This is a genomic window from Massilia sp. CCM 8734 (assembly GCF_011682155.1).
In the GTDB taxonomy this organism is placed as follows: Bacteria; Pseudomonadota; Gammaproteobacteria; order Burkholderiales; family Burkholderiaceae_D; genus Telluria_A; species Telluria_A rubra.
In genome coordinates this window covers 1-18,360 of record NZ_WHJI01000012.1, presented here as the reverse complement: position 1 = coordinate 18,360, position 18,360 = coordinate 1, and the positions used below count along the sequence as shown (strand labels likewise).

Genomic DNA, 18,360 nt, shown 5'->3' with positions numbered 1-18,360 from the left:
TCAGTCAAGATGGCGCAGCGGATGCGCCGCCGCCGGCCACACCGGCGCAAAAAAACGCTCGATCATCGGCGCGTCGACCTGATCGAGGCTGGCCGGGTTCCACTTGGGCGCATTGTCCTTGTCGATCACCAGGGCGCGCACGCCTTCGAGCACTTCGCCGTGTTCGAAATTGTGGCGCACCACGCTGCGTTCCATGCGCAGGCAGTCGGCGACGTCGAGCGCGGCGCCGCGCAGCAGCAGTTCGCGCGTGACGCACATCATCAGCGGGGAACGCTGGCGCATCGCGGCCAGCGCCTTTTGCGCGAACTCGCCATCGTCGCCTTCGAGCGAGGCCATGATGGCCGCCACCGAGGCAGCGCCGAAATGGCGGTCGATGCCATCGCGCTGCGCCTGCAGGGTGGACGCGCCCGCATCAAGGGCGAATGGCGCCGCGAACGCCGCAATGGCCGCGCGCAGGCCGGCGCCCGGGGTGGCGTCGATCAGCTCCTTGAGCTCGGCCATCCGCGCCTGCGGCACGAACAGGTCGGCCAACCCCACATACAAGGCGTCGGCCGCGCCGATGGTCAGCCCGGTCAGGCCCAGGTACTGGCCCAGCTGCCCGGGCGCGCGCGACAGAAAATAACTGCCGCCCACATCCGGAAACAGGCCGATATTCACCTCGGGCATGGCCATCTTGGTTTTTTCGGTAACGATGCGGATGCGGCATTCCGGCCCGCCCTGGGCAATGCCCATGCCGCCGCCCATGACCACGCCATCCATCAGCGCGATATACGGCTTGGGGTAAAAATGGATCAGGTGATTGAGCGCGTATTCTTCGGTAAAAAAATCTTCCAGCAAGGCGCTGCCGCCCATTGGCGTGGCATGGCCGCAATCGTGGAAAAAGCGGATATCGCCGCCGGCGCACAGCGCTTTGTCGCTGCTGCTGCCGATGACCACGGCGTCGATGGCGGCATCATTACGCCACGCGCCCAGGATCCGGGCCAAGTCGCGCACCATCGCCAGCGACAGCGAATTGAGGGCCTTGGGACGGTCGAGGGTAATCACGCCGGTACGATTGGCAATGCGGGTCTGGACGAATTCGCTCATGGGGCTGGCCGGAAGAAGAAAAGGAGCGCTATTTTATCGCGCATGGATGCAAAAAGGGCGCCACGCGGGCGCCCCTTGGCGAATGGGACGGGGCCTGCTTATGCGGCCGACGGCGTCTCTTCTTCAGGCATTTCTTCAGGCATGTGCTTGATGGCCTGGTGGTTGTGGTCCTGGACCTTGTTTTTGTACTTCATGACCTGGCGATCCAGTTTGTCGACCAGGGTATCGATGGCGGCGTAGAGATCGTGCGACAGGCTTTCCACATACACGGTTTTGCCCGACAGGCGCAGGTTGATCTCGGCCTTTTGACGTTTTTCTTTTTCCGTCAGATTATCGACGGTGAGGATGACTGCGATATCGATCACTTGATCGAAATGGCGCCTTACGCGCTCAAGCTTGCTCTGTACGTATTCACGGATGGCTGGCGTTACTTCAAGATGATGTCCACTGATTGTGAGATTCATACACACACTCCTAATGATAATGGCACTTCTTGTTACTGTCGGTTCGTACGCTTGGCAGCGCAGAGGAACTGCTTTATTACCGCACGGACGATGTGATGCTGTTATGTCCGGAAAATTGCCAATCGATTAATGGGTTTAATGGGATTCAACTCCTTCATTTTGTACCCGAGCAACTTTCTCTCGTGTAGAACCAAGTGTATCAGTTATTTGGCATAGCACAAGGTAAGCACAAAGCGGGAAAGTTTCAAGGGAAAATACCCGATATATTCTGTGCGGTATAAGCTCGCGATACCGGCGGGATCAAAAAGTAGCAGAAAACGGATCGTCGTTTTGCGGCCGGCGGTTTCGCCTAGAATCGTCCCCCCGCCATTTATCCGAGCCGATCATGTTCAAGCGAACCGCCCCCAATTTCCTGCTGCGCCTGGCCCTGGCCGGGGCCCTGTGCGCCGCCGCCGCGCCGGCCCTGGCCGTTCTCAGTTTCGACATGAGCGTGAGCACCAAATTCACGGTGGCCATGCATGGCGACAACCCGCCGCCGGACGACATCAAGCAGTACAAGGTGGTGCTGGGCGAACGCTATCTGTCGGTGAGCGCGGCGGGCGAATCGATGATCTACGATTTTGCGCAGCGACGCCGCTATCAGGTCGACCTGGCCAGCGCCAGCTATGTCGACTATTCGCTGTTCGACGGCATCGGCTCGCGCAAGTCGGAACTGCTTAACCGCGCATTCCTCGGCGAGAACCTGCGCAAGGCCGGGGCCGGGCCGGTGTTCGACCCGGTCTTCGACGAGCATAATTTTTCGCTCACCGCGGCCGGCCGCAAGCTGTCCGAATCGAACGAGGCCGGCGCCACCGTGCTGGCGGTGGACGGCAACCCGCTGGCGCGGATCCCGGCCGGCGGCACCAGCATCAGCGCCAGCGACGCGGCCCAGTTCGAGCGCATGATGCGCTACCGTTTCGGCGGCCATCCGCTGGTGCTGGCGCGCCTGTCGGGCGAAAAGCGGGTGCCGGCCGGCTTCGTCATGCATCACAAGCAGATTGGCTACAGCGAAGCGCGCACCTATACCATCAGCGCGCTCCAGCACAGCGCCCCGGCCAGCTACGACCTCAAGCCGTACACGGCGCGCACCGCGCAGGGTAACGAGATCGACCAGTTGCTCGACAAGGCGCAGGCGAATGCGGCGCCGCCGACGGCGGCGGTCAAGCAAGCGTTCGAGGCCGAAACTGCGCAGGCGTTTGCCGACAAGCGCATCTTCGACGGCATGCTCGGCATGGCCGAATGGTCGTTTGTCAGCGGCGAGCCGATAAAGCCGACTGCGCAGCGCACGGCGCTGCTGCGCGCCGATCCGGCCACCCAGGCCTATCTGGGTTTGATGCGGTTCAAGTCGAAAGCGGAGCTGGAAGCGGCGGTCGCGAAGATGCAGGAACTGCGCAAGTCAAGCACGCGCAAGCAGCACATCGTGATGCTGTTCGAAGCCAATTTGCGCGGCAAATTGGGAGACGTGCGCGGCGCCTTGCCCTTGTACGCCAGCGTCCTGCGCACCAATCCGGCGCTGGCCGGGGCGTACAAGGATATGGGCGACGCGCTCTACAAGATGTACGAAACGCCGCGCGCCTGGCGCAGCTGGGACGCGGGACGGCGCATGGCGCCCGCGCTGGACTTGTTCAAAGCGGTGAACCAGCACGAGCAAAACCTGCTGCGCGAGCATCCGGAATATTTTTGAGCCGGCGCGACGGTGCGCCAGCCGGACGGCCCGCAAGAAGGATGGCAGGCCGATACCGGCGGTACAGGGCTGCGCTACCCTGCGCGCAGCCGCGGGCTGACCGTCAAAAGATAGCATTTACGACAATCCCTCCCCCTATAATGGCCCGTCTATCACCACCATAGCGAGCCACCATGTTCACACAATTCACCCCCACTGCCCTGCTGCGCGTGGCGACCGTGGGGCCCTCGGGCGCCGCTGGCGTGCCGGCGTGCGCGGGCATGACCTACGATCTGCATATCGCTGCCAACTACACCGGCGCCACGCGCGGCGGCATACCCATACCGAACGACACGTATACATTCAAGATCACGCAGGGCGAACACTATCTGAGCATGCAAGACGCGAAGGAAACGACGATTGCCGACCTGGCCACGCGGCGCCGCTATCACATCGACGAGGCAAGCGGCAGCTATGTAGCCTTTTCGATGTTCGACACCATCGGCTCTCGCCTGCTCGCAATTAAGAGGAAGGGCAGCGTCACGCCGACTTACGGCCTGATCGAGCTGGAAAACAATCTGTCGCTGGAGGTGGCGGCGCGCACGCTGACCGAGTCGACCGAAGGCGGCGCCACGGTGCTGGCCGTCGACGGCGTTCGCCTGGCCAGTATCGGCGCCGGCGGTACCAGCGTGAGCGCCCCCGACGCGGCCATGTTCGCACGCGTCCTGCGCACTTTCGGCACCCATCCGCGCGTGCTGGCGTGGCTCTCCGCCCAACAACGCCTGCCGTCCAGCCTGGTCACGTACCACAAACAGATCGAAGGCTATAGCGAAACGCGTACCTATACGATCAGCGCCGTCAAGCAAAGCGCACCGGCCGGCTACAGCCTCGCCGCATACAGACCGCGCGCGCCGCAGGGTGACGACATCGACCAGGTGCTCGACAAGGCAGCAGTCAACGCAGCCCCGCCGACGGCGGCGGCCAGACAAGCCGTCGAACGCGAAACTGAGCAGGCATTCGCAGACAATCGCTTGCTGGACGCCGTGCTGGGGATGAACGAATGGGTATGTTCGGGGGGCGATGTGATAACGCGTACGGCGGCGCAACATGCGCTGGTGGAGGCCGACCCGGAGTTGATCAGGCTGGGCGCGACAATGGGCGAAAAAAATACCAAGGCGGAACTGGAAGCGGCCATCGCCACGCTGCAGGACCTGCGCAAGCACACCACGCGCAAGCAACACGTCCTGATGCTGTTTGAAGCCGACAACCTCAAAGAGCTGGGCCAATATCGCGAAGCTGCTGCGCTCTACGCCAGCGCGCTACAGGCCAATCCGGCGATGGCGTCGGCCTACGCCAGCCTGGGAATGGCACTTTACAGAAACGAGGATACCATGCGCGCCTGGCGCAGTTGGGATGCGGGACGACGCATCTCGAGCGGTGGGGAGCTCGACCTGTTCGGCAACGTCGATCAACTGGAGCAAACGCTCTTGCGCAACTACCCGGAGTTCGTGTAGGCGCAGCGCAAACCTGCTCTCCCGGTCACAGGCACTTGCGCAGGGCGACCGACGCAGGGCGTCGGACGGCCCGCACGCAAGAAGAATGACGCTCCGATACCGGCGGTACAGAGCTGCGCTACCCTGCGCGCAGCCGCCGGCTGACCGCCAAAAGATAGCGTTACGACAATCTCTTCCTCTTATAATGGTCCGTCTATCACCACCATAGCGGGCCAACCATGTTCACGCGATACACCTCCACTTCCCTGCTGCGCCTGGCGATGCTGGGCACCCTGGGCGCCGCTGGCGCGCCGGCGTGCGCCGCCATCACCTTCGACTTGCATGTCGCCGTCAACTACACGGGCGCCACGCGCGGCGGCGTCCCCATACCGAACGAGACGCATAAATTCAAGGTCACGCAGGGCGAACGCTATCTGACCGTGCAAGACGCGAAGGAAACGACGATTGTCGACCTGGTCACGCGGCGCCGCTATCAAATCGACGAGCCAAGCCGCAGCTACGTGGCCTATTCGATGTTCGACACCATCGCCTATCGCCTGCTCGCAGTCAAAAAGAAAGGCAGCTTCACGCCGACCTACGGCCTGATCGAGCTGGAAAACAATCTGTCGGTCGAGGTGGCGGCGCGCACGCTGACCGAATCGACCGAAGGCGGCGCCACGGTGCTGGCTGTCGACGGCTTTCGCCTGGCCAGTATCGGCGCCGGCGGAACCAGCGTCAGCGCCGGCGACGCGGCCATGTTCGCACGCATCCTGCGCACTTTCGGTACCCATCCGCGCGTGCTGACGCGCCTCTCCGCCCAACCACGCCTGCCGGCCAGCCTGGTCACCTACCACAAGCAGATCGAAGGCTACAGCGAAACGCGTACCTATACGATCAGCGCCGTCAAGCAAGGCGCACCGGCCAGCTACAGTCTGGCCGCGTACAAGCTGCGCGCGCCGCAAGGTGACGAGATCGACCAGGTGCTCGACAAGGGAGCCATCAGCGCAGCACCGCCGACAGCGGCGGCCAGGCAGGCGTTCGAGCGCGAAACCGCGCAGGCGTTCGCCGACAATCGCGTGCTGGACGCTATGCTGGGGATGAACGAATGGGTATTCTCCGGGGGGGGCGATCCGGTCATGCCGACGCCGGCGCAGCGGGCGCTGTTCCAGGCCAACCCGCAGTTGAGCAGCCTTGCGGCGGTGATGCGCAAACAAGAGACCAAGGCGGAACTGGAAGCGACGCTCGCCACGCTGCAGGAACTGCGCAAGCACACTACACGCAAGCAACACGTCCTGATGCTGTTTGAAGCCGATAACCTCAAAGAGTTGGGTAGGTACCGCGAAGCAGCTGCGTTGTACGCCAAGGCGCTGCAGGCCAATCCGGCAATGGCATCGGCCTACGCCGGCCTCGGAATGTCCCTTTACAGAAGCGACGACACCGTGCGCGCCTGGCGTAGCTGGGATGCGGGACGACGCATCTCGAACGGCGGGGAGCTCGACCTGTTCGGCAACGTCGACCAACTGGAACAGTCGCTCTTGCGCGACTACCCGCAGTTCTTGTAAGCGCTGCGCAAACCTGCCCGCCCGGTCACAGGCACTTGCGCAGGGCGACCGGCGGAATCTTGAGCGCTTCGCGGTACTTGGCGACCGTGCGGCGCGCAATCACCATGCCCTGCTCGCCCAGCATGTCGGCGATCTTGCTGTCCGACAGAGGGCTCTTCGGATCTTCGGCGCTGGTCAGCTGCACGATCAGCGCGCGGATCGCCGTCGATGACGCTTCGCCGCCCGCTTCGGTGGCCACGTGGCTGCCGAAAAAATACTTCAGCTCGAACATGCCGTGCGGCGTCATCATGTACTTTTGCGTGGTCACGCGCGAGATCGTGCTCTCGTGCAGGCCAAGCGTGTCGGCGATTTCGCGCAGCACCAGCGGTCGCATCGCCACCGCGCCGTGCGAGAAGAAATTGCGCTGGCGTTCGACGATCGCTTCGGCCACCCGCAAGATGGTGTCGAAGCGCTGGCGCATGTTCTTGATCAGCCATTTGGCTTCCTGCAGCTGCGCGCCCATCTGCCCTTCGCCCTTGCCCTGCTTGAGCAGCGCGGCGTACATGCTGTTTACGCGCAGGCGCGGCATCACGTCGTTATTGAGCATCACCGACCAGCCGTTTTTTGCCTTGCGCACGATCACGTCCGGCACCACGTAGTCCGACACGTCGGACGCGAACTCCGCGCCCGGATGCGGATTGCACTGGCGGATCACGGTCTGCGCCTCGCGCAAGTCTTCATCGTCGCAATCGAGCGCTTTTTTCAGCTTGTTGAATTCGCGCTGGGCGAACCAGGTCAGGTGGTTTTCGACGATGGTCAGCGCCATGCGCCGCGTCACCATCGGCACGCCGGGCATGCGCCGGATCTGCAGCGCCAGGCATTCGGACGCATTGCGCGCGCATACCCCGCTCGGATCGAAACTTTGCAGCAGCGCCAGCACGGTGCGCAGTTCGTCGATCTCGATCTCCAGCTCGGGCGGCATGCGCTCGTGGATCTCTTCGAGCGACTCGGTCAGGTAGCCGTTGTCGTCGATGGCGTCGACGATCAGTTCGACCAGCGCCCGGTCGCGCGCTTCGAGCACGGTCACGCGCATCTGCTCCATCAGGTGCTCGCGCAAGGTGGTGCTTGATGCTTCGAGCTGCGGGCGCGAATCCTCGTCGTCGGGCGTCTTGGCGCGACCGAGGTCGCCCCACTCGCCATCGTTGTCGTTGCTGGACGGGCTGTCCGCTTCGCCGCCTTCGAAATTCTCGCCTTCGCTCGGCGCCGGCGCATCCTGCGCACCCGGCTCGGGCGTCGCTTCGGTCGGCGTCGAGGTGCTGCTGATGGCGCCATCGCCCAACAGGCGCACCGAATGATCGAGCGGATCGTCGAGCCGTTCGAGCAGCGGATTGTCGGTCAACAGCTGTTCCAGTTCCTGGTGCAGTTCCAGGGTCGACAACTGCAGCAGCCGGATCGACTGCTGCAACTGGGGCGTGAGGGCCAGGTGCTGGGAAGTGCGTAGTTGAAGGGACTGTTTCATGCCTACATCCGGAAGTGTTCGCCCAGGTAGACCCGACGCACGGATTCATCCGCGATGATATCGTCGGGACGACCGGAGGCGAGCACCGCGCCCTGGTTGATGATGTAGGCGCGGTCGCAGATACCCAGCGTTTCGCGCACGTTGTGGTCGGTGATCAGGACGCCGATGCCGCGCTGCTTGAGGAAGCGCACGATGCGCTGGATCTCGATGACGGCGATCGGATCGACCCCGGCGAACGGTTCGTCGAGCAGCACGAAGCGCGGGTTGGTCGCCAGCGCGCGCGCGATCTCGACCCGGCGCCGCTCGCCGCCCGAGAGCGACATGGCCTGGTTTTCGCGCAGTTTTTCGATCTGCAGGTCGGCCAGCAGGGTATCCAACCGTTCGTTGATCTGCGCCTTGGTGAGCGACTTGCCATCGACCTTTTGCAGCTCCAGCACGGCGCGGATGTTTTCTTCCACGGTCAGCTTGCGGAACACCGACGCTTCCTGCGGCAGGTACGACAGGCCGAGCGCGGCGCGCCGGTGAATCGGCAGGCTCGAAATATCGACCCCGCTGATATCGATCGTGCCCGCGTCCGACGGCACCAGGCCGACGATCATGTAGAACGAGGTAGTCTTGCCGGCGCCATTCGGGCCGAGCAGGCCGACCACTTCGCCGCAGTCGACCTGCAACGAGACGTCGCGCACGACCAGGCGCTTGCCGTAGCTTTTCTGCAGGCCGCGCACGATCAGCGTGCTGCCGCAATTTTTCGGTTCGATCATGGATTTCCCGCAACTGGCGTGGTGGTCGGCGCGGGCGCCGGCGCTGGTGCGGGCGTCACCGCCGGCGCGCCGGCCGCCGGCGTGGCCGGCGCGGCGCGCGGCTTGCGCGGGGCGATGATCATGGTGCCGCGACCCTGGCCCGGCTTGTTGACGCCGCTGGCGTCATTACGCGCCACGAACACCTCTTTGCGGCTGTCGTAGGAAATGAATTCGCTTTCGATTTCGTTGGTCGGTTTCTGCCCTTCGAGCTGGCGGATCCTGGCGTTCGAGAACAGCTTCATCATGTCGTTGCGTTCATCGTATTCGATGCGCTGGGCCTGGCCTTCGATCCACAGGTCGGGCCCGCCGTCGCGCTTCTGGCGGAAGGTGGCAGCCTTGCCGGCGCTGGCGGTCAGGGTCACGAACATGTCGCCTTCGGGCGTCTCCTTGATGACGGCGCGGTCCGACTTGAGAATCAGCGTGCCCTTGGTGACGACCACGTTCCCGGTCAGGATCGTCACCTGGGTCACTTCATTGGTCTCCAGGGAATCGTAAGTGATCACCGCCTGCTTGGCGGAATCGGCCTTTTCGGCGGACGCGGTGGCCGCGGCCAGGCCCAGCAGGGCGATGGCTAGGAATTTTTTCATTGTGGTTTACCTGTGATGGTTGGCGCTGCGCGCGCCGCTTTCGGTGGATACACGATCTGCCCGCGGCTGGCGAACTTGAGCTCGCGCGTCGCGTTGTTCGCTTCCATGCCGGTTCCCCTGATGGTGGAATTGCCCAGCGTGACCTGGACCGGCTGGTCGGACGTCATGCGGTCTTCGTCGGTAAAGACGGTCAGTGCTTCGGTCTTGAGTTCCATCGCGCGGTTGTTGGGCGACTCGGGCCGCACCACCTTGACATCGCCCATCAGGTCGGCCTGGTTCTGGGCGTGGCGGATGCGCGCGCGCTGCGAGGTGATGGTGGTGAGCGGCTGGCCGGGCGCGACGCCCTGCAGCACCGGCAGCTCGACATCGGAGGAATCGTCGATCGGGCGGTGCGTGAGCTTGGCGCCGGACACCAGGTAGCGCGGCTTGCCCTCGGGCGTCATGCGCACGAAGCTGAATTGTTCGACGATGTAGTCGGGTTCATTCTTGAAGGTGTTCGGATCGACCGTGTCGTCGCCGTTTTGCGCCAGCTGGACCAGCCAGAAGGTGCCGAAGGCGAAGAAGGTCCCGACCACCATGATCGCGGTCAGGCGCCAGCGGTGTGCGGTGCGCTTATGCATGGTGGTCTCCTGTGGTGTGCATCAGGCGAAGTACGGCGCCAGTGCCGCGTCGTAGGTGCCTTGCGCGCGCATGACCAGGTCGCACACTTCGCGCACCGCGCCACGCCCGCCGCCGGCCTTGGTGACGTAATGGGCGCGGTACTGCACTTCTGGATGCCCGGTCGGCACGGTGACGGCAAAGCCGACCTGCAGCAGCAGCGGCAGGTCGATCACATCGTCGCCGATGTAGCCGCACTGCGCGGCGGTGACGCCGGTCGCTTCCAGCAATTTGGCAAAGGCGACGCGCTTGTCGTGGATGCCCTGGTGGACGTGCATGATGCCCAGGTCGGCGGCGCGCCGCACCACGATCGGCGACTGGCGCGCGCTGATGATGGCGGTGGCCACGCCGCTCTTTTGCAGCAGCTGGATGCCCAGGCCGTCGAGCACATTGAAGGTCTTGGTCGCTTCGCCATCGGGGCCGTAGGTCAGGCTGCCGTCGGTGAGCACGCCATCGACGTCGAAAATCATGACCTTGACGGCGGCGGCGCGCTGCATGTGGGCCAGTTGGTTTGCGGGCTCGGTCATGTCAGATCACCTTGGCGCGGGTCAGGTCGTGGATATGCAGGGCGCCAACGAGCTTGCCGGCGCAATCGACCACCAGCATCTGGTTGATGCGGAATTCTTCCATGATGGCCACCGCGTCGACCGCCAGCTGGTCGGGACCGACCCGGCGCGGGTCGGCGTGCATCACGTCGCGGATGGTGATCTTCGTGAAATCCTGCACGCGCTCGATCAGCCGGCGCAGGTCGCCGTCGGTAAATACGCCGACCGGGTGCCCGGCGTCATCGACGATAGCGGTCATGCCCATCCCCTTCTGGGTGATTTCGAGCAGGGCCACCGAGAGCGACACATCGGCAGTCACGGCCGGCACCGCGTCGCCGCTGCGCATGACGTCGCGCACGTGGGTCAGCAGGCGCCGTCCCAGCGCGCCGCCCGGATGCGAGCGGGCGAAATCTTCTTCTTTAAAGCCGTGGGCGTCGAGCAGCGCCACGGCCAGCGCGTCGCCCAGCGCCAGGGTGACGGTGGTGCTGGCGGTCGGCGCCAGGTTGAGCGGGCAGGCTTCCTTGGCCACCGAGACGTCGAGGTGCACGTCGGCCAGCAGCGCCAGGCTCGATTGCGGGTTGCCGGTCATGGCGATCAGCGGTGCGCCCATGCGCTTGATGATCGGCAGGATCGACATCAGCTCGGCCGTCTCGCCGGAATTCGAGATGGCGATGAAGGCATCCTGCGCGGTGACCATGCCAAGGTCGCCGTGGGCCGCTTCGCCCGGGTGGACGAACATGGCCGGGGTGCCGGTCGAGGCCAGGGTGGCGGCGATCTTGCGCGCGATATGGCCCGACTTGCCCATGCCGGAGACGACCACGCGCCCGCCGCACTCCATCAGCAGGCCGACGGCCTGGCCGACGCTGTCGTCGGTCTCCAGGCGCGCGTGCAGGGCGCGGATGGCGTCCGCTTCGATTGCCAAGGTCTCGCGGGCCAGTTGCATGGCGCGTTGCGTGAGGTTTTTGTCAAAAGCTTTCAGCATTGTTTTTTCATGGGTTACACTCATGGCAGAAGTATAAACGAATTGCGAAAGCAAAAAACTTGCCAGACGCAGAAATCGTGGTTACCCCGTGTTTTCGGCCGGCCTTTACCATTTCTTTACACGGCACCGCATGTTTTCAGGACTAGAACTCACCCTCCTTCTGTTAGGCAGCGCCGTACTGGGCGTGGTCGCTTTCCGCATGATGCACCTGCCGCCGATGCTCGGTTACCTGGCCGTCGGCATCCTGATCGGCCCGCACGCCCTGGGACTGGCCGAAAACAGCAAAACCACCGAAACCCTGGCCGAATTCGGCGTGGTGTTCCTGATGTTTTCGATCGGGCTCGAATTCTCCCTCTCGCAGCTGATGGCGATGCGGCGCATCGTGTTCGGCCTGGGGATGGCCCAGGTGGTGCTCACCATCGTCGCCACCATGCTGTTTGGCTGGCTGCTGGCGACCCAGCTGCCGGGCCTGAAAATCACCTGGCAGGCCGCGTTCGCGCTGGGCGGCGCGCTGGCCATGTCCTCGACCGCGATCGTGGTCAAGATGCTGACCGAGCGGCTCGAACTCGAAAGCGGGCATGGCCGCAAGATCATCGGCATCTTGCTGTTCCAGGATCTGGCGGTGGTGCCGCTCCTGATCTTGATTCCTTCGCTCGGCAAACCTCCGGAGGAACTGGCCGAAACGCTGGCCTGGGCCGGCGTGAAAGCGGTGATCGTGCTGGTGCTGCTGCTGTTCATCGGCCAGAAGATCATGCGCAAGTGGTTCGCCATCGTCGTCAAGCGCCGCTCGCAGGAGCTGTTCATGCTCAACCTGCTCCTGATTACCCTGGGCGCGGCCTGGATCACCGAGCACGCCGGCCTGTCGCTGGCGCTGGGCGCGTTCGTGGCCGGCATGCTGATCTCCGAGACCCAGTACAAGCACCAGGTGGAAGAAGACATCAAGCCGTTCCGCGATGTGCTGCTCGGGCTGTTTTTCATCACCGTCGGCATGCTGCTCAATGTCGGCCTGGTGCTGGAAAACTGGTGGCTGGTGCTGCTCTTGCTGGTGCTGCCGGTGCTGCTCAAGTTCGCCCTGATCGCGGTGCTGGCCAAGTTGTTCGGCGCGTCCGATGGCGTGTCGATACGCACCGGCCTGGCGCTGGCGCAGGCGGGGGAATTCGGCTTCGTGCTGCTCAACCTGACGTCCGGAGCGCGCCTGATCGACGACTTCATCATCCAGCTGGTGCTGGCGTCGATGGTGCTGTCGATGCTGGTGGCGCCGTTCATCATCGCCAAGTCGGACCAGATCGTGATGAAGGTCTCGTCCAACGAGTGGATGATGCAGTCGCTCCAGCTGACGCAAATCGCCAGCCGCACCATGTCGACCCAGAAGCACGTGATCATCGCCGGCTTCGGACGCAGCGGCCAGACCCTGGCGACCTTGCTGACCGAGGAAAAAGTGGCTTACCAGGCGCTCGACCTGGACCCGGAGCGGGTGCAGGAAGCGCAGGCGGCCGGCGCGGATGTGTCGTATGGCGACGCGGCGCGCCGCGAAAGCCTGGTGGCGGCCGGGATTTACCGCGCCAGCGCGCTGGTGATCACGTATGCCAGCACGCCGTCGGCGATCAAGGTGCTGCACCTGGTGCACGAGCTGGCGCCGACCTTGCCTGTGATCGTGCGCAGTTATGACGATACCGATCTCGATGTGCTGAAAAAGGCGGGGGCGGCGGAAGTGGTGCCGGAAGCGCTGGAGGGCAGTTTGATGCTCGCTTCGCACGCGCTGGTGATGATGGGCGTGCCGCTGCGGCGCGTGGTGCACCGGGTGCAGAGCGCGCGCGACGAGCGCTATGCGTCGCTGCGCGGGTATTTTCATGGCAGCGGCGACGTCAGCGACGATCCGGAGCATTTGTTCGTGCGGCTCCATTCCGTGACCCTGCGCGAAGATGCGGCCTCGGTCGGCAAGCGCATCGACCAGCTGGACCTGGGCCAGCTGGGGGCCGATGTGACCACCGTGCGACGCGGCAAGGAGCGGCTCGATGTGACGCCGCTCACGCAGCTGGAAGTGGGCGATGTGGTGGTGCTGCGCGGGTCGGCCGATGCGGTGAACCGCGCCGAGGAGCGCTTGCTGCATTAGCCCCTATGCCGTCGTCCCCGCGCCGGCGGGGAGTCGGTTTCGGCAATGCCGGGGACGACGGGCTAGGAGTCTGCGCGGCAGAAGGAGTCGAGGCGGAACGGGTGGGAAAAGAACCCAGTTCACGCCCACTTTTGAGGTCCGTAGCCGTCGCTACAGATCGAGAAATGGGTGGGAAGTGGGACTTTTCTCCACCCGTTTCGGCCGACGAGCTTCTGCCGCGCAGACTCCTAGTGATCAGGTAAACGACACCACCCGATTGCGCCCGCCCTCTTTCGCCTTGTACAGCGCCGAATCGGCATGCGCCACCAACTCCTGCGCCACGCCTTCGATCGCGTGATCGCGCTCGAAATCATCGAGCGTGGCCGCCCCGATCGACACCGAAATACGCAAGTTTTCCCCAGTCGACAAGACGAACGGCGCGCCCGCGATGCTCTGCAAGATCCGCTGCGCCACCTGGGTCGCGCTGTCGAGGTTCGCATCGATCAGCAGCACCACGAATTCCTCGCCCCCGAAGCGCCCCAGCGCATCCGACAGGCGCAGCTCGGCCTTGATGCGCGCGGCCACCTCGCGCAGCACTTCATCGCCGCCCTGGTGCCCGCTGCTGTCGTTGACCAGCTTGAAATGGTCGATGTCGATGTACAGGCATGAAATGCGGTACGCCTGGCGCCGCGCGCGGCCGATTTCTTCCAGCAGGCGACGGTCGATGTAGCGCCGGTTGTACACCCCGGTGAGCGAATCGGTCAGCCCGATATACTTGAGCATTTCGTTGCTGATCACGTTTTCCAGGCAAATCGCGATGATCGACGCCATGTGCTCGATGAAGTCGGTGGCCATGGCCGGCGTAAAGCGGGTCGGATCGAGGCTGCCCAGATTCAGGCTGCCGATCAGGCGCTTGTTGCGCAGCAGCGGCACCAGCGCGATGCTTTGCAGGCCGGGCGGCTGGTTCGGGAACATCGGCTGGTGCCCGGCCGGATGGTAAGGCCCCAGCATCGGCTTGGGCGGGCCGGTGAACACCTCGCTGCGCGACGGCACGAAGCCCAGCGCCGCCACCGCGTCCACGAAAATCATGTGCGGAAAATCGTTGAAGTCCACACCCAGCTTGTCCATCACGGTACGGATGTCGGCGTCTTCGTCGACCAGGCTCAGTGTGACGATATCGAGACCGGCAATCGCCGGCAGGCTGCGGAAGATGGTGCCGATCAGCGCCTGGAAGCTGTCGGAACCGACGATCTCGAGGTCGAACGCCTGGTGCCGGCACATGATCTCGTGATTGCGCTCGGCCTGCTCCACCAGATAGTCCAGGCGCGCGCGCAAGGACTCGTTTTCGGCTTCCACATCGCGCGCCGCGGCGCCGGGATCATGCATACGGTTCCCACCTTTTTCCTGTCGACCTCGACAATTCTGCCACCTTACGCCATCCGGCCGGCCTTGAAAACGAAAAATTGCGCCGTGTCGTATTTGGAGGACTGCCCGCGGCCTCAGAACGCCAATGTCATGGTCACCGGCTGGCCCACCTGCAGGCGCTCGCCATCGCCGTCGGTCACGATCGCATTCATGCCAAAACAGATTTTGTCGTCCATGGCCGGCTTGCTGCGGTAGGTGCGCAGGATGTCGAGCGGATCGGGACCCGGCTCGCCGCTGGCCTGGTCGACCGCCGGAATCGGGCAGCGCGAACAGGGCTTGACCGGTTTCAGGCGCGCCTCGCCCAGCGCAAAATGGTCGGCGTAGTCTTCTTCGAAGGCCTCGATGCCTTCGATGACGATATTCGGGCGGAAGCGGTTCATGGGGAGCGCATCGCGCCCGGCCGCCTGCATTTTCTGATTCAGGTCGTCGAGCGAGGCCTGGCCCACCACCAGGATCGGATAGCCGTCCGAGAACAGGGTCGGCTCGGCCGATCCGCCGGTCCACTTGGTGCTCGAAAAACGGGTGGCGGTGGCGTGGAAGCGCACCAGCCGGCACGGCACGCCGATCGCTTTCGAAAACCAGGTGGCGGTGGTTTCATCGCAGTCGTAGGCCAGCACGGTGTCTTCCCAGACTGTCACTTCGCGCGTGACTTCGTGGTCGGGGTCGGGCAGGCCGAGCGGGATTTCGAGGCGCAGCATGCCCGGCGCGCGCAGCTCGAGCGTGTCGGACAACAGGCGCGGCACGATCAGCGCCATGCGCGGATGCTCGCGCTGCGTGAGGAACTGCCCGTGCTCGTCGATGAGCATCCATTCGCGGTCGTACACCGCATCGACCGACAGGCCGGAGCGCGTCAGCGTGGCTTCGCGCACGGAGATGCCGGCGCAGGACTTGATCGGGTACAAAACCAGTTGGGACAGGATCGCCATCGTGTTTACGTCGTCATGAAGGTTGAGAAAAACCAAGTCTATCTCAGTTTTTGTCCGATGGCGCCATTCGGGCAAGGATGGTGTACATTAGCGGCCTCGCAAGCGTATCCCTGTCGACCCAGCCCGATTCATGCGCCATCTCCTGCTTCCCGCGTGCCTGTTGCTGGCCGCGCCGGTGTACGCCCGATCACCCCATGAACGCATCCCGGCGTCGGTACTCGCCAACTCCTGCCCGGCGCCGCAATGGCCACGACGCGCGTCCGGATCGACGAGCTCGCCCCGGTCGGGATTGCGTTTGTCATCGGGCCCGATGGCCGCGTGCTCACGGCACGCGTCGAGCAAAGCGCCGGCCATCGCCTGTGGGATGAGGCCACCATCGTCGCGCTGTCGCGCTGCCGCTTCCGTCCGGCGCGCCTCGGCGCCAAGCCGGTGCAGGATGTTATCAAAATGCGACACGTCTGGACGCTCGACTAAGTGGGCGTCGTGCAACAGGCGCCGTGCAACGGGCGCCGAGCGGATGCTTGTGTTGCCGACAATGATACAGAAGCTGACTACTTGTTTCCGTGATCACAACAGAACGTCGAAAAATGTGTCTTTTCCATCCTCTTTCTTGCTCTAAAGCAGTTTAAATCATCGCGATGTCACGCAACCCGTGTAGATTTGCAAGCTTGCGGTTTTACTCATTAACGCTCAAGGACAACTTATGTTGAAAACCCGTTCTTTACTCGGTGCCGGCGTGCTGCTGATGTCGGCAGGCACACAGGCAACCGAACCGGCAGGGCTGAAAAGCGCTCTCGCCGGAGAACGACTCGGGCTGCTGCCGGCCATGCAATTTCGGCTCAGCAATGGCAACTGCCCGGACTGCGTCACGGTCAAGCAAGGCCTGTGGTATTTCCAGAACGAAGTACTGGCGGTGCCGCTGCCGTCGCAGCCGGTATCGAGCTTCAAGCGCAGCGGCGATATCGTGCGCGGGACCAAGGAGTGGGCGCCGGACGGCGCCAGCAACCAGCTGGCGCTCCCCGGCCTGGTGTGGCTGGGCGCCCCGCACATTCTCGATGACGCCCACATCCTGGCCGACGGCGCCCACGTGCGCAGCAGCGACGATGCCGTAACAAGCCTGGCGCTGGCGCCCAAACTGGCCAGCAACCTGTCGTACTGGGACCCCAAGACCACCGCCTTCTTCGCCCAGCGCGAAGTGCGCATGCGCGGCACCTACAACGAAGCGGACGGCAAGTCGTCGTTCGTCGCGCGCACCGTCTGGCCCAAGGACTTCGCGATCGACCAGGCCAAGATGCGCGCGCAGCCGCTGGGCAAGGACGAAAGCTTCGCCACCTACGTGCGCGCGGAAGGCGGCGGCGCATCGAGCCCGTTCTCGACCCGCCTGCTGTGGGAGCGCAAACCCGGCCAGGCCCGCCAGTGGCAGGACAAGCCGGTCATCGGCGTGATGCTCAACGGCGCCCAGGGCGACGACGACGAAGCCTACGGCGGCCACTTCGCGGTCGCCACCGGCTACCTCGGGCGCGAGGGCGAATGGTCGGACTGGATCGTCAATAACTTCTACAACCTCGATTCGGTCAGCGAAAAAGGCATCATCGCCGCGCCGGTCCCGATGGATAACTACTTGATGGACCTCAACAGCGGCCAGCAGTATTACCGGCCCTCGTACATGCTGGTGGCGGTCTTGAGCAACGCGCGCACGGCGGCCGCCTACCAGGGTGGCGTGCAGCGCGTGTTCAACCAGTTCTACCGCCACGACTTCACCTACCAGCATGCGAAGGCCAACTGCGCCGGCATCAGCCTGGACGTGTTCAAGGGGCTGGGCTGGAACGTGCCGCAGCGCGGACCGACCAGCAACCTCAAGGCGCTGGGCGCGTACGCTTACCTGTCGGCCAAGGACATGAGCCTGGCCAGCGGGCGCAAGATGTACGATTACCTGACCGAAGAACAGGTGCGCCTGTATCCGGCGGTGGCGTTCGAGGCGGCCGGCAACGACCTGCTGCAACTGGTGGGCGCGACCAAGGGCAAGGCGCGCAAGCTGACGGCGTACGAAAAGCAGCTGCAGGGCGATATCGAGGCGCTGGTGCTGGTGCGCATTCCGCAAATACCGTCGAGCCGCGTGATGGGATCGAACCCGGTGTTTTCGTTCAGCGAATACAGGCAGCGCACGCCGCCCAACCAGGCCGACTGGAAAATCGTCCCGGTCGGAGCGCGCCCGTTTCCCGACGCGCTGCGCGACGCCAATGCGCCGCCGCCGAAGGCATCGAGCCCGGTGCCGCTGCCGGTTGCCGGGATCGCCCTGGGCGGCGTGATCGGCATCGGTGCGCTGATCCGGCGCCGCCGCAAGCCGCGCGCCAGCGCTGACCAGGGTGTGTGATACCGGGGACTTAACACCGGGGTCAGACCCCTAACGGAAAAACCGGGGTCTGACCCTGACCCTTCCCCTCAAACGTCATATGTCTTGATCATATTTCGTAGCTGGGTGAGGGCCTGAGCAAGCTCATGAAGAGTCATTCGCTTTTGATGCTCCTCGATCCAACGACG

Annotated in this window: 16 protein-coding genes; 6 read left to right on the top strand and 10 right to left on the bottom strand. The window is 64.0% G+C overall.

Features of this window, described 5'->3' with window-relative positions; genetic code table 11:
• Together F2P46_RS13100 and raiA are read right to left on the bottom strand one after the other, a co-directional pair.
• The gene (locus tag F2P46_RS13100) at window positions 1-1,086 is read right to left on the bottom strand and encodes an enoyl-CoA hydratase/isomerase family protein (protein ID WP_166889993.1); all 1,086 of its coding nucleotides are present in this window, start codon (window positions 1,084-1,086) and stop codon (window positions 1-3) included.
• Between the two features lie 98 nt (window positions 1,087-1,184).
• Complete coding sequence (gene raiA / locus F2P46_RS13095; protein WP_166889991.1) at window positions 1,185-1,550, bottom strand: ribosome-associated translation inhibitor RaiA; 366 nt, start codon at window positions 1,548-1,550, stop codon at window positions 1,185-1,187.
• 385 nt (window positions 1,551-1,935) lie between these two features.
• Between raiA and F2P46_RS13090 the strand changes: the two genes are divergently transcribed.
• The 3 genes from F2P46_RS13090 to F2P46_RS13080 all read left to right on the top strand — a co-directional run bounded on the left by F2P46_RS13090 (window position 1,936) and on the right by F2P46_RS13080 (window position 6,307).
• Window positions 1,936-3,273 (top strand): hypothetical protein, encoded by a 1,338-nt coding sequence (locus F2P46_RS13090; RefSeq protein WP_166889988.1) that lies wholly within the window; start codon window positions 1,936-1,938, stop codon window positions 3,271-3,273.
• 173 nt (window positions 3,274-3,446) lie between these two features.
• Entirely contained in the window at window positions 3,447-4,766 is a 1,320-nt protein-coding gene (locus tag F2P46_RS13085; protein ID WP_166889985.1) for a hypothetical protein, read from the top strand.
• Between the two features lie 218 nt (window positions 4,767-4,984).
• The gene (locus tag F2P46_RS13080) at window positions 4,985-6,307 is read left to right on the top strand and encodes a tetratricopeptide repeat protein (protein WP_166889981.1); all 1,323 of its coding nucleotides are present in this window, start codon (window positions 4,985-4,987) and stop codon (window positions 6,305-6,307) included.
• Window positions 6,308-6,332: 25 nt separating this feature from the next.
• On the opposite strand, the gene F2P46_RS13075 is transcribed toward F2P46_RS13080, so the two are convergent.
• The 6 genes from F2P46_RS13075 to F2P46_RS13050 are packed head-to-tail and all read right to left on the bottom strand — an operon-like array spanning window position 6,333 to window position 11,376.
• Complete coding sequence (locus tag F2P46_RS13075; RefSeq protein WP_166889978.1) at window positions 6,333-7,805, bottom strand: RNA polymerase factor sigma-54; 1,473 nt, start codon at window positions 7,803-7,805, stop codon at window positions 6,333-6,335.
• Between the two features lie 2 nt (window positions 7,806-7,807).
• The gene (gene lptB / locus F2P46_RS13070) at window positions 7,808-8,566 is read right to left on the bottom strand and encodes an LPS export ABC transporter ATP-binding protein (protein WP_166889974.1); all 759 of its coding nucleotides are present in this window, start codon (window positions 8,564-8,566) and stop codon (window positions 7,808-7,810) included.
• Window positions 8,563-9,192, bottom strand: a complete 630-nt coding sequence (gene lptA, locus F2P46_RS13065; RefSeq protein ID WP_166889972.1) for a lipopolysaccharide transport periplasmic protein LptA — start codon at window positions 9,190-9,192, stop codon at window positions 8,563-8,565. The genes lptB and lptA overlap by 4 nt, the downstream gene beginning before the upstream one ends.
• Window positions 9,189-9,812: an LPS export ABC transporter periplasmic protein LptC gene (gene lptC / locus F2P46_RS13060; RefSeq protein ID WP_166889969.1), complete on the bottom strand. Its 624-nt coding sequence runs from the start codon at window positions 9,810-9,812 to the stop codon at window positions 9,189-9,191. Before lptC ends, lptA begins: the two co-directional genes overlap by 4 nt.
• A gap of 21 nt (window positions 9,813-9,833) precedes the next feature.
• The gene (locus tag F2P46_RS13055) at window positions 9,834-10,376 is read right to left on the bottom strand and encodes an HAD family hydrolase (RefSeq protein ID WP_166889967.1); all 543 of its coding nucleotides are present in this window, start codon (window positions 10,374-10,376) and stop codon (window positions 9,834-9,836) included.
• Window position 10,377: 1 nt separating this feature from the next.
• Window positions 10,378-11,376, bottom strand: coding sequence for a KpsF/GutQ family sugar-phosphate isomerase (locus F2P46_RS13050; RefSeq protein ID WP_208296611.1), 999 nt, complete (start codon window positions 11,374-11,376; stop codon window positions 10,378-10,380).
• Between the two features lie 130 nt (window positions 11,377-11,506).
• Here F2P46_RS13050 and F2P46_RS13045 point away from each other — a divergent pair, with 130 nt between their 5' ends.
• Window positions 11,507-13,489: a monovalent cation:proton antiporter family protein gene (locus F2P46_RS13045; RefSeq protein WP_166889962.1), complete on the top strand. Its 1,983-nt coding sequence runs from the start codon at window positions 11,507-11,509 to the stop codon at window positions 13,487-13,489.
• 234 nt (window positions 13,490-13,723) lie between these two features.
• On the opposite strand, the gene F2P46_RS13040 is transcribed toward F2P46_RS13045, so the two are convergent.
• Complete coding sequence (locus F2P46_RS13040; protein WP_166889960.1) at window positions 13,724-14,854, bottom strand: sensor domain-containing diguanylate cyclase; 1,131 nt, start codon at window positions 14,852-14,854, stop codon at window positions 13,724-13,726.
• Between the two features lie 113 nt (window positions 14,855-14,967).
• Entirely contained in the window at window positions 14,968-15,819 is an 852-nt protein-coding gene (locus tag F2P46_RS13035; RefSeq protein WP_166889958.1) for an MOSC domain-containing protein, read from the bottom strand.
• Between the two features lie 243 nt (window positions 15,820-16,062).
• Between F2P46_RS13035 and F2P46_RS13030 the strand changes: the two genes are divergently transcribed.
• Window positions 16,063-16,293 (top strand): TonB family protein, encoded by a 231-nt coding sequence (locus tag F2P46_RS13030; protein WP_166889956.1) that lies wholly within the window; start codon window positions 16,063-16,065, stop codon window positions 16,291-16,293.
• A 229-nt stretch (window positions 16,294-16,522) separates the two neighbouring features.
• Window positions 16,523-18,193: a hypothetical protein gene (locus tag F2P46_RS13025; protein ID WP_166889955.1), complete on the top strand. Its 1,671-nt coding sequence runs from the start codon at window positions 16,523-16,525 to the stop codon at window positions 18,191-18,193.
• Window positions 18,194-18,360: the final 167 nt, after the last annotated feature.

What these genes read in the sequence shown, in the direction of transcription:
- lptC (WP_166889969.1), bottom strand. Translation starts at nt 9,812, where the DNA reads ATGCATAAGCGCACCGCACACCGCTGGCGCCTGACCGCGATCATGGTG.
- raiA (WP_166889991.1), bottom strand. Translation starts at nt 1,550, where the DNA reads ATGAATCTCACAATCAGTGGACATCATCTTGAAGTAACGCCAGCCATC.
- F2P46_RS13040 (WP_166889960.1), bottom strand. Translation starts at nt 14,854, where the DNA reads ATGCATGATCCCGGCGCCGCGGCGCGCGATGTGGAAGCCGAAAACGAG.
- F2P46_RS13035 (WP_166889958.1), bottom strand. Translation starts at nt 15,819, where the DNA reads ATGGCGATCCTGTCCCAACTGGTTTTGTACCCGATCAAGTCCTGCGCC.
- F2P46_RS13055 (WP_166889967.1), bottom strand. Translation starts at nt 10,376, where the DNA reads ATGACCGAGCCCGCAAACCAACTGGCCCACATGCAGCGCGCCGCCGCC.
- F2P46_RS13025 (WP_166889955.1), top strand. Translation starts at nt 16,523, where the DNA reads ATGTTGAAAACCCGTTCTTTACTCGGTGCCGGCGTGCTGCTGATGTCG.
- F2P46_RS13075 (WP_166889978.1), bottom strand. Translation starts at nt 7,805, where the DNA reads ATGAAACAGTCCCTTCAACTACGCACTTCCCAGCACCTGGCCCTCACG.
- lptA (WP_166889972.1), bottom strand. Translation starts at nt 9,192, where the DNA reads ATGAAAAAATTCCTAGCCATCGCCCTGCTGGGCCTGGCCGCGGCCACC.
- F2P46_RS13090 (WP_166889988.1), top strand. Translation starts at nt 1,936, where the DNA reads ATGTTCAAGCGAACCGCCCCCAATTTCCTGCTGCGCCTGGCCCTGGCC.
- F2P46_RS13030 (WP_166889956.1), top strand. Translation starts at nt 16,063, where the DNA reads ATGGCCACGACGCGCGTCCGGATCGACGAGCTCGCCCCGGTCGGGATT.
- F2P46_RS13050 (WP_208296611.1), bottom strand. Translation starts at nt 11,376, where the DNA reads ATGCTGAAAGCTTTTGACAAAAACCTCACGCAACGCGCCATGCAACTG.
- F2P46_RS13045 (WP_166889962.1), top strand. Translation starts at nt 11,507, where the DNA reads ATGTTTTCAGGACTAGAACTCACCCTCCTTCTGTTAGGCAGCGCCGTA.
- F2P46_RS13085 (WP_166889985.1), top strand. Translation starts at nt 3,447, where the DNA reads ATGTTCACACAATTCACCCCCACTGCCCTGCTGCGCGTGGCGACCGTG.
- F2P46_RS13100 (WP_166889993.1), bottom strand. Translation starts at nt 1,086, where the DNA reads ATGAGCGAATTCGTCCAGACCCGCATTGCCAATCGTACCGGCGTGATT.
- F2P46_RS13080 (WP_166889981.1), top strand. Translation starts at nt 4,985, where the DNA reads ATGTTCACGCGATACACCTCCACTTCCCTGCTGCGCCTGGCGATGCTG.
- lptB (WP_166889974.1), bottom strand. Translation starts at nt 8,566, where the DNA reads ATGATCGAACCGAAAAATTGCGGCAGCACGCTGATCGTGCGCGGCCTG.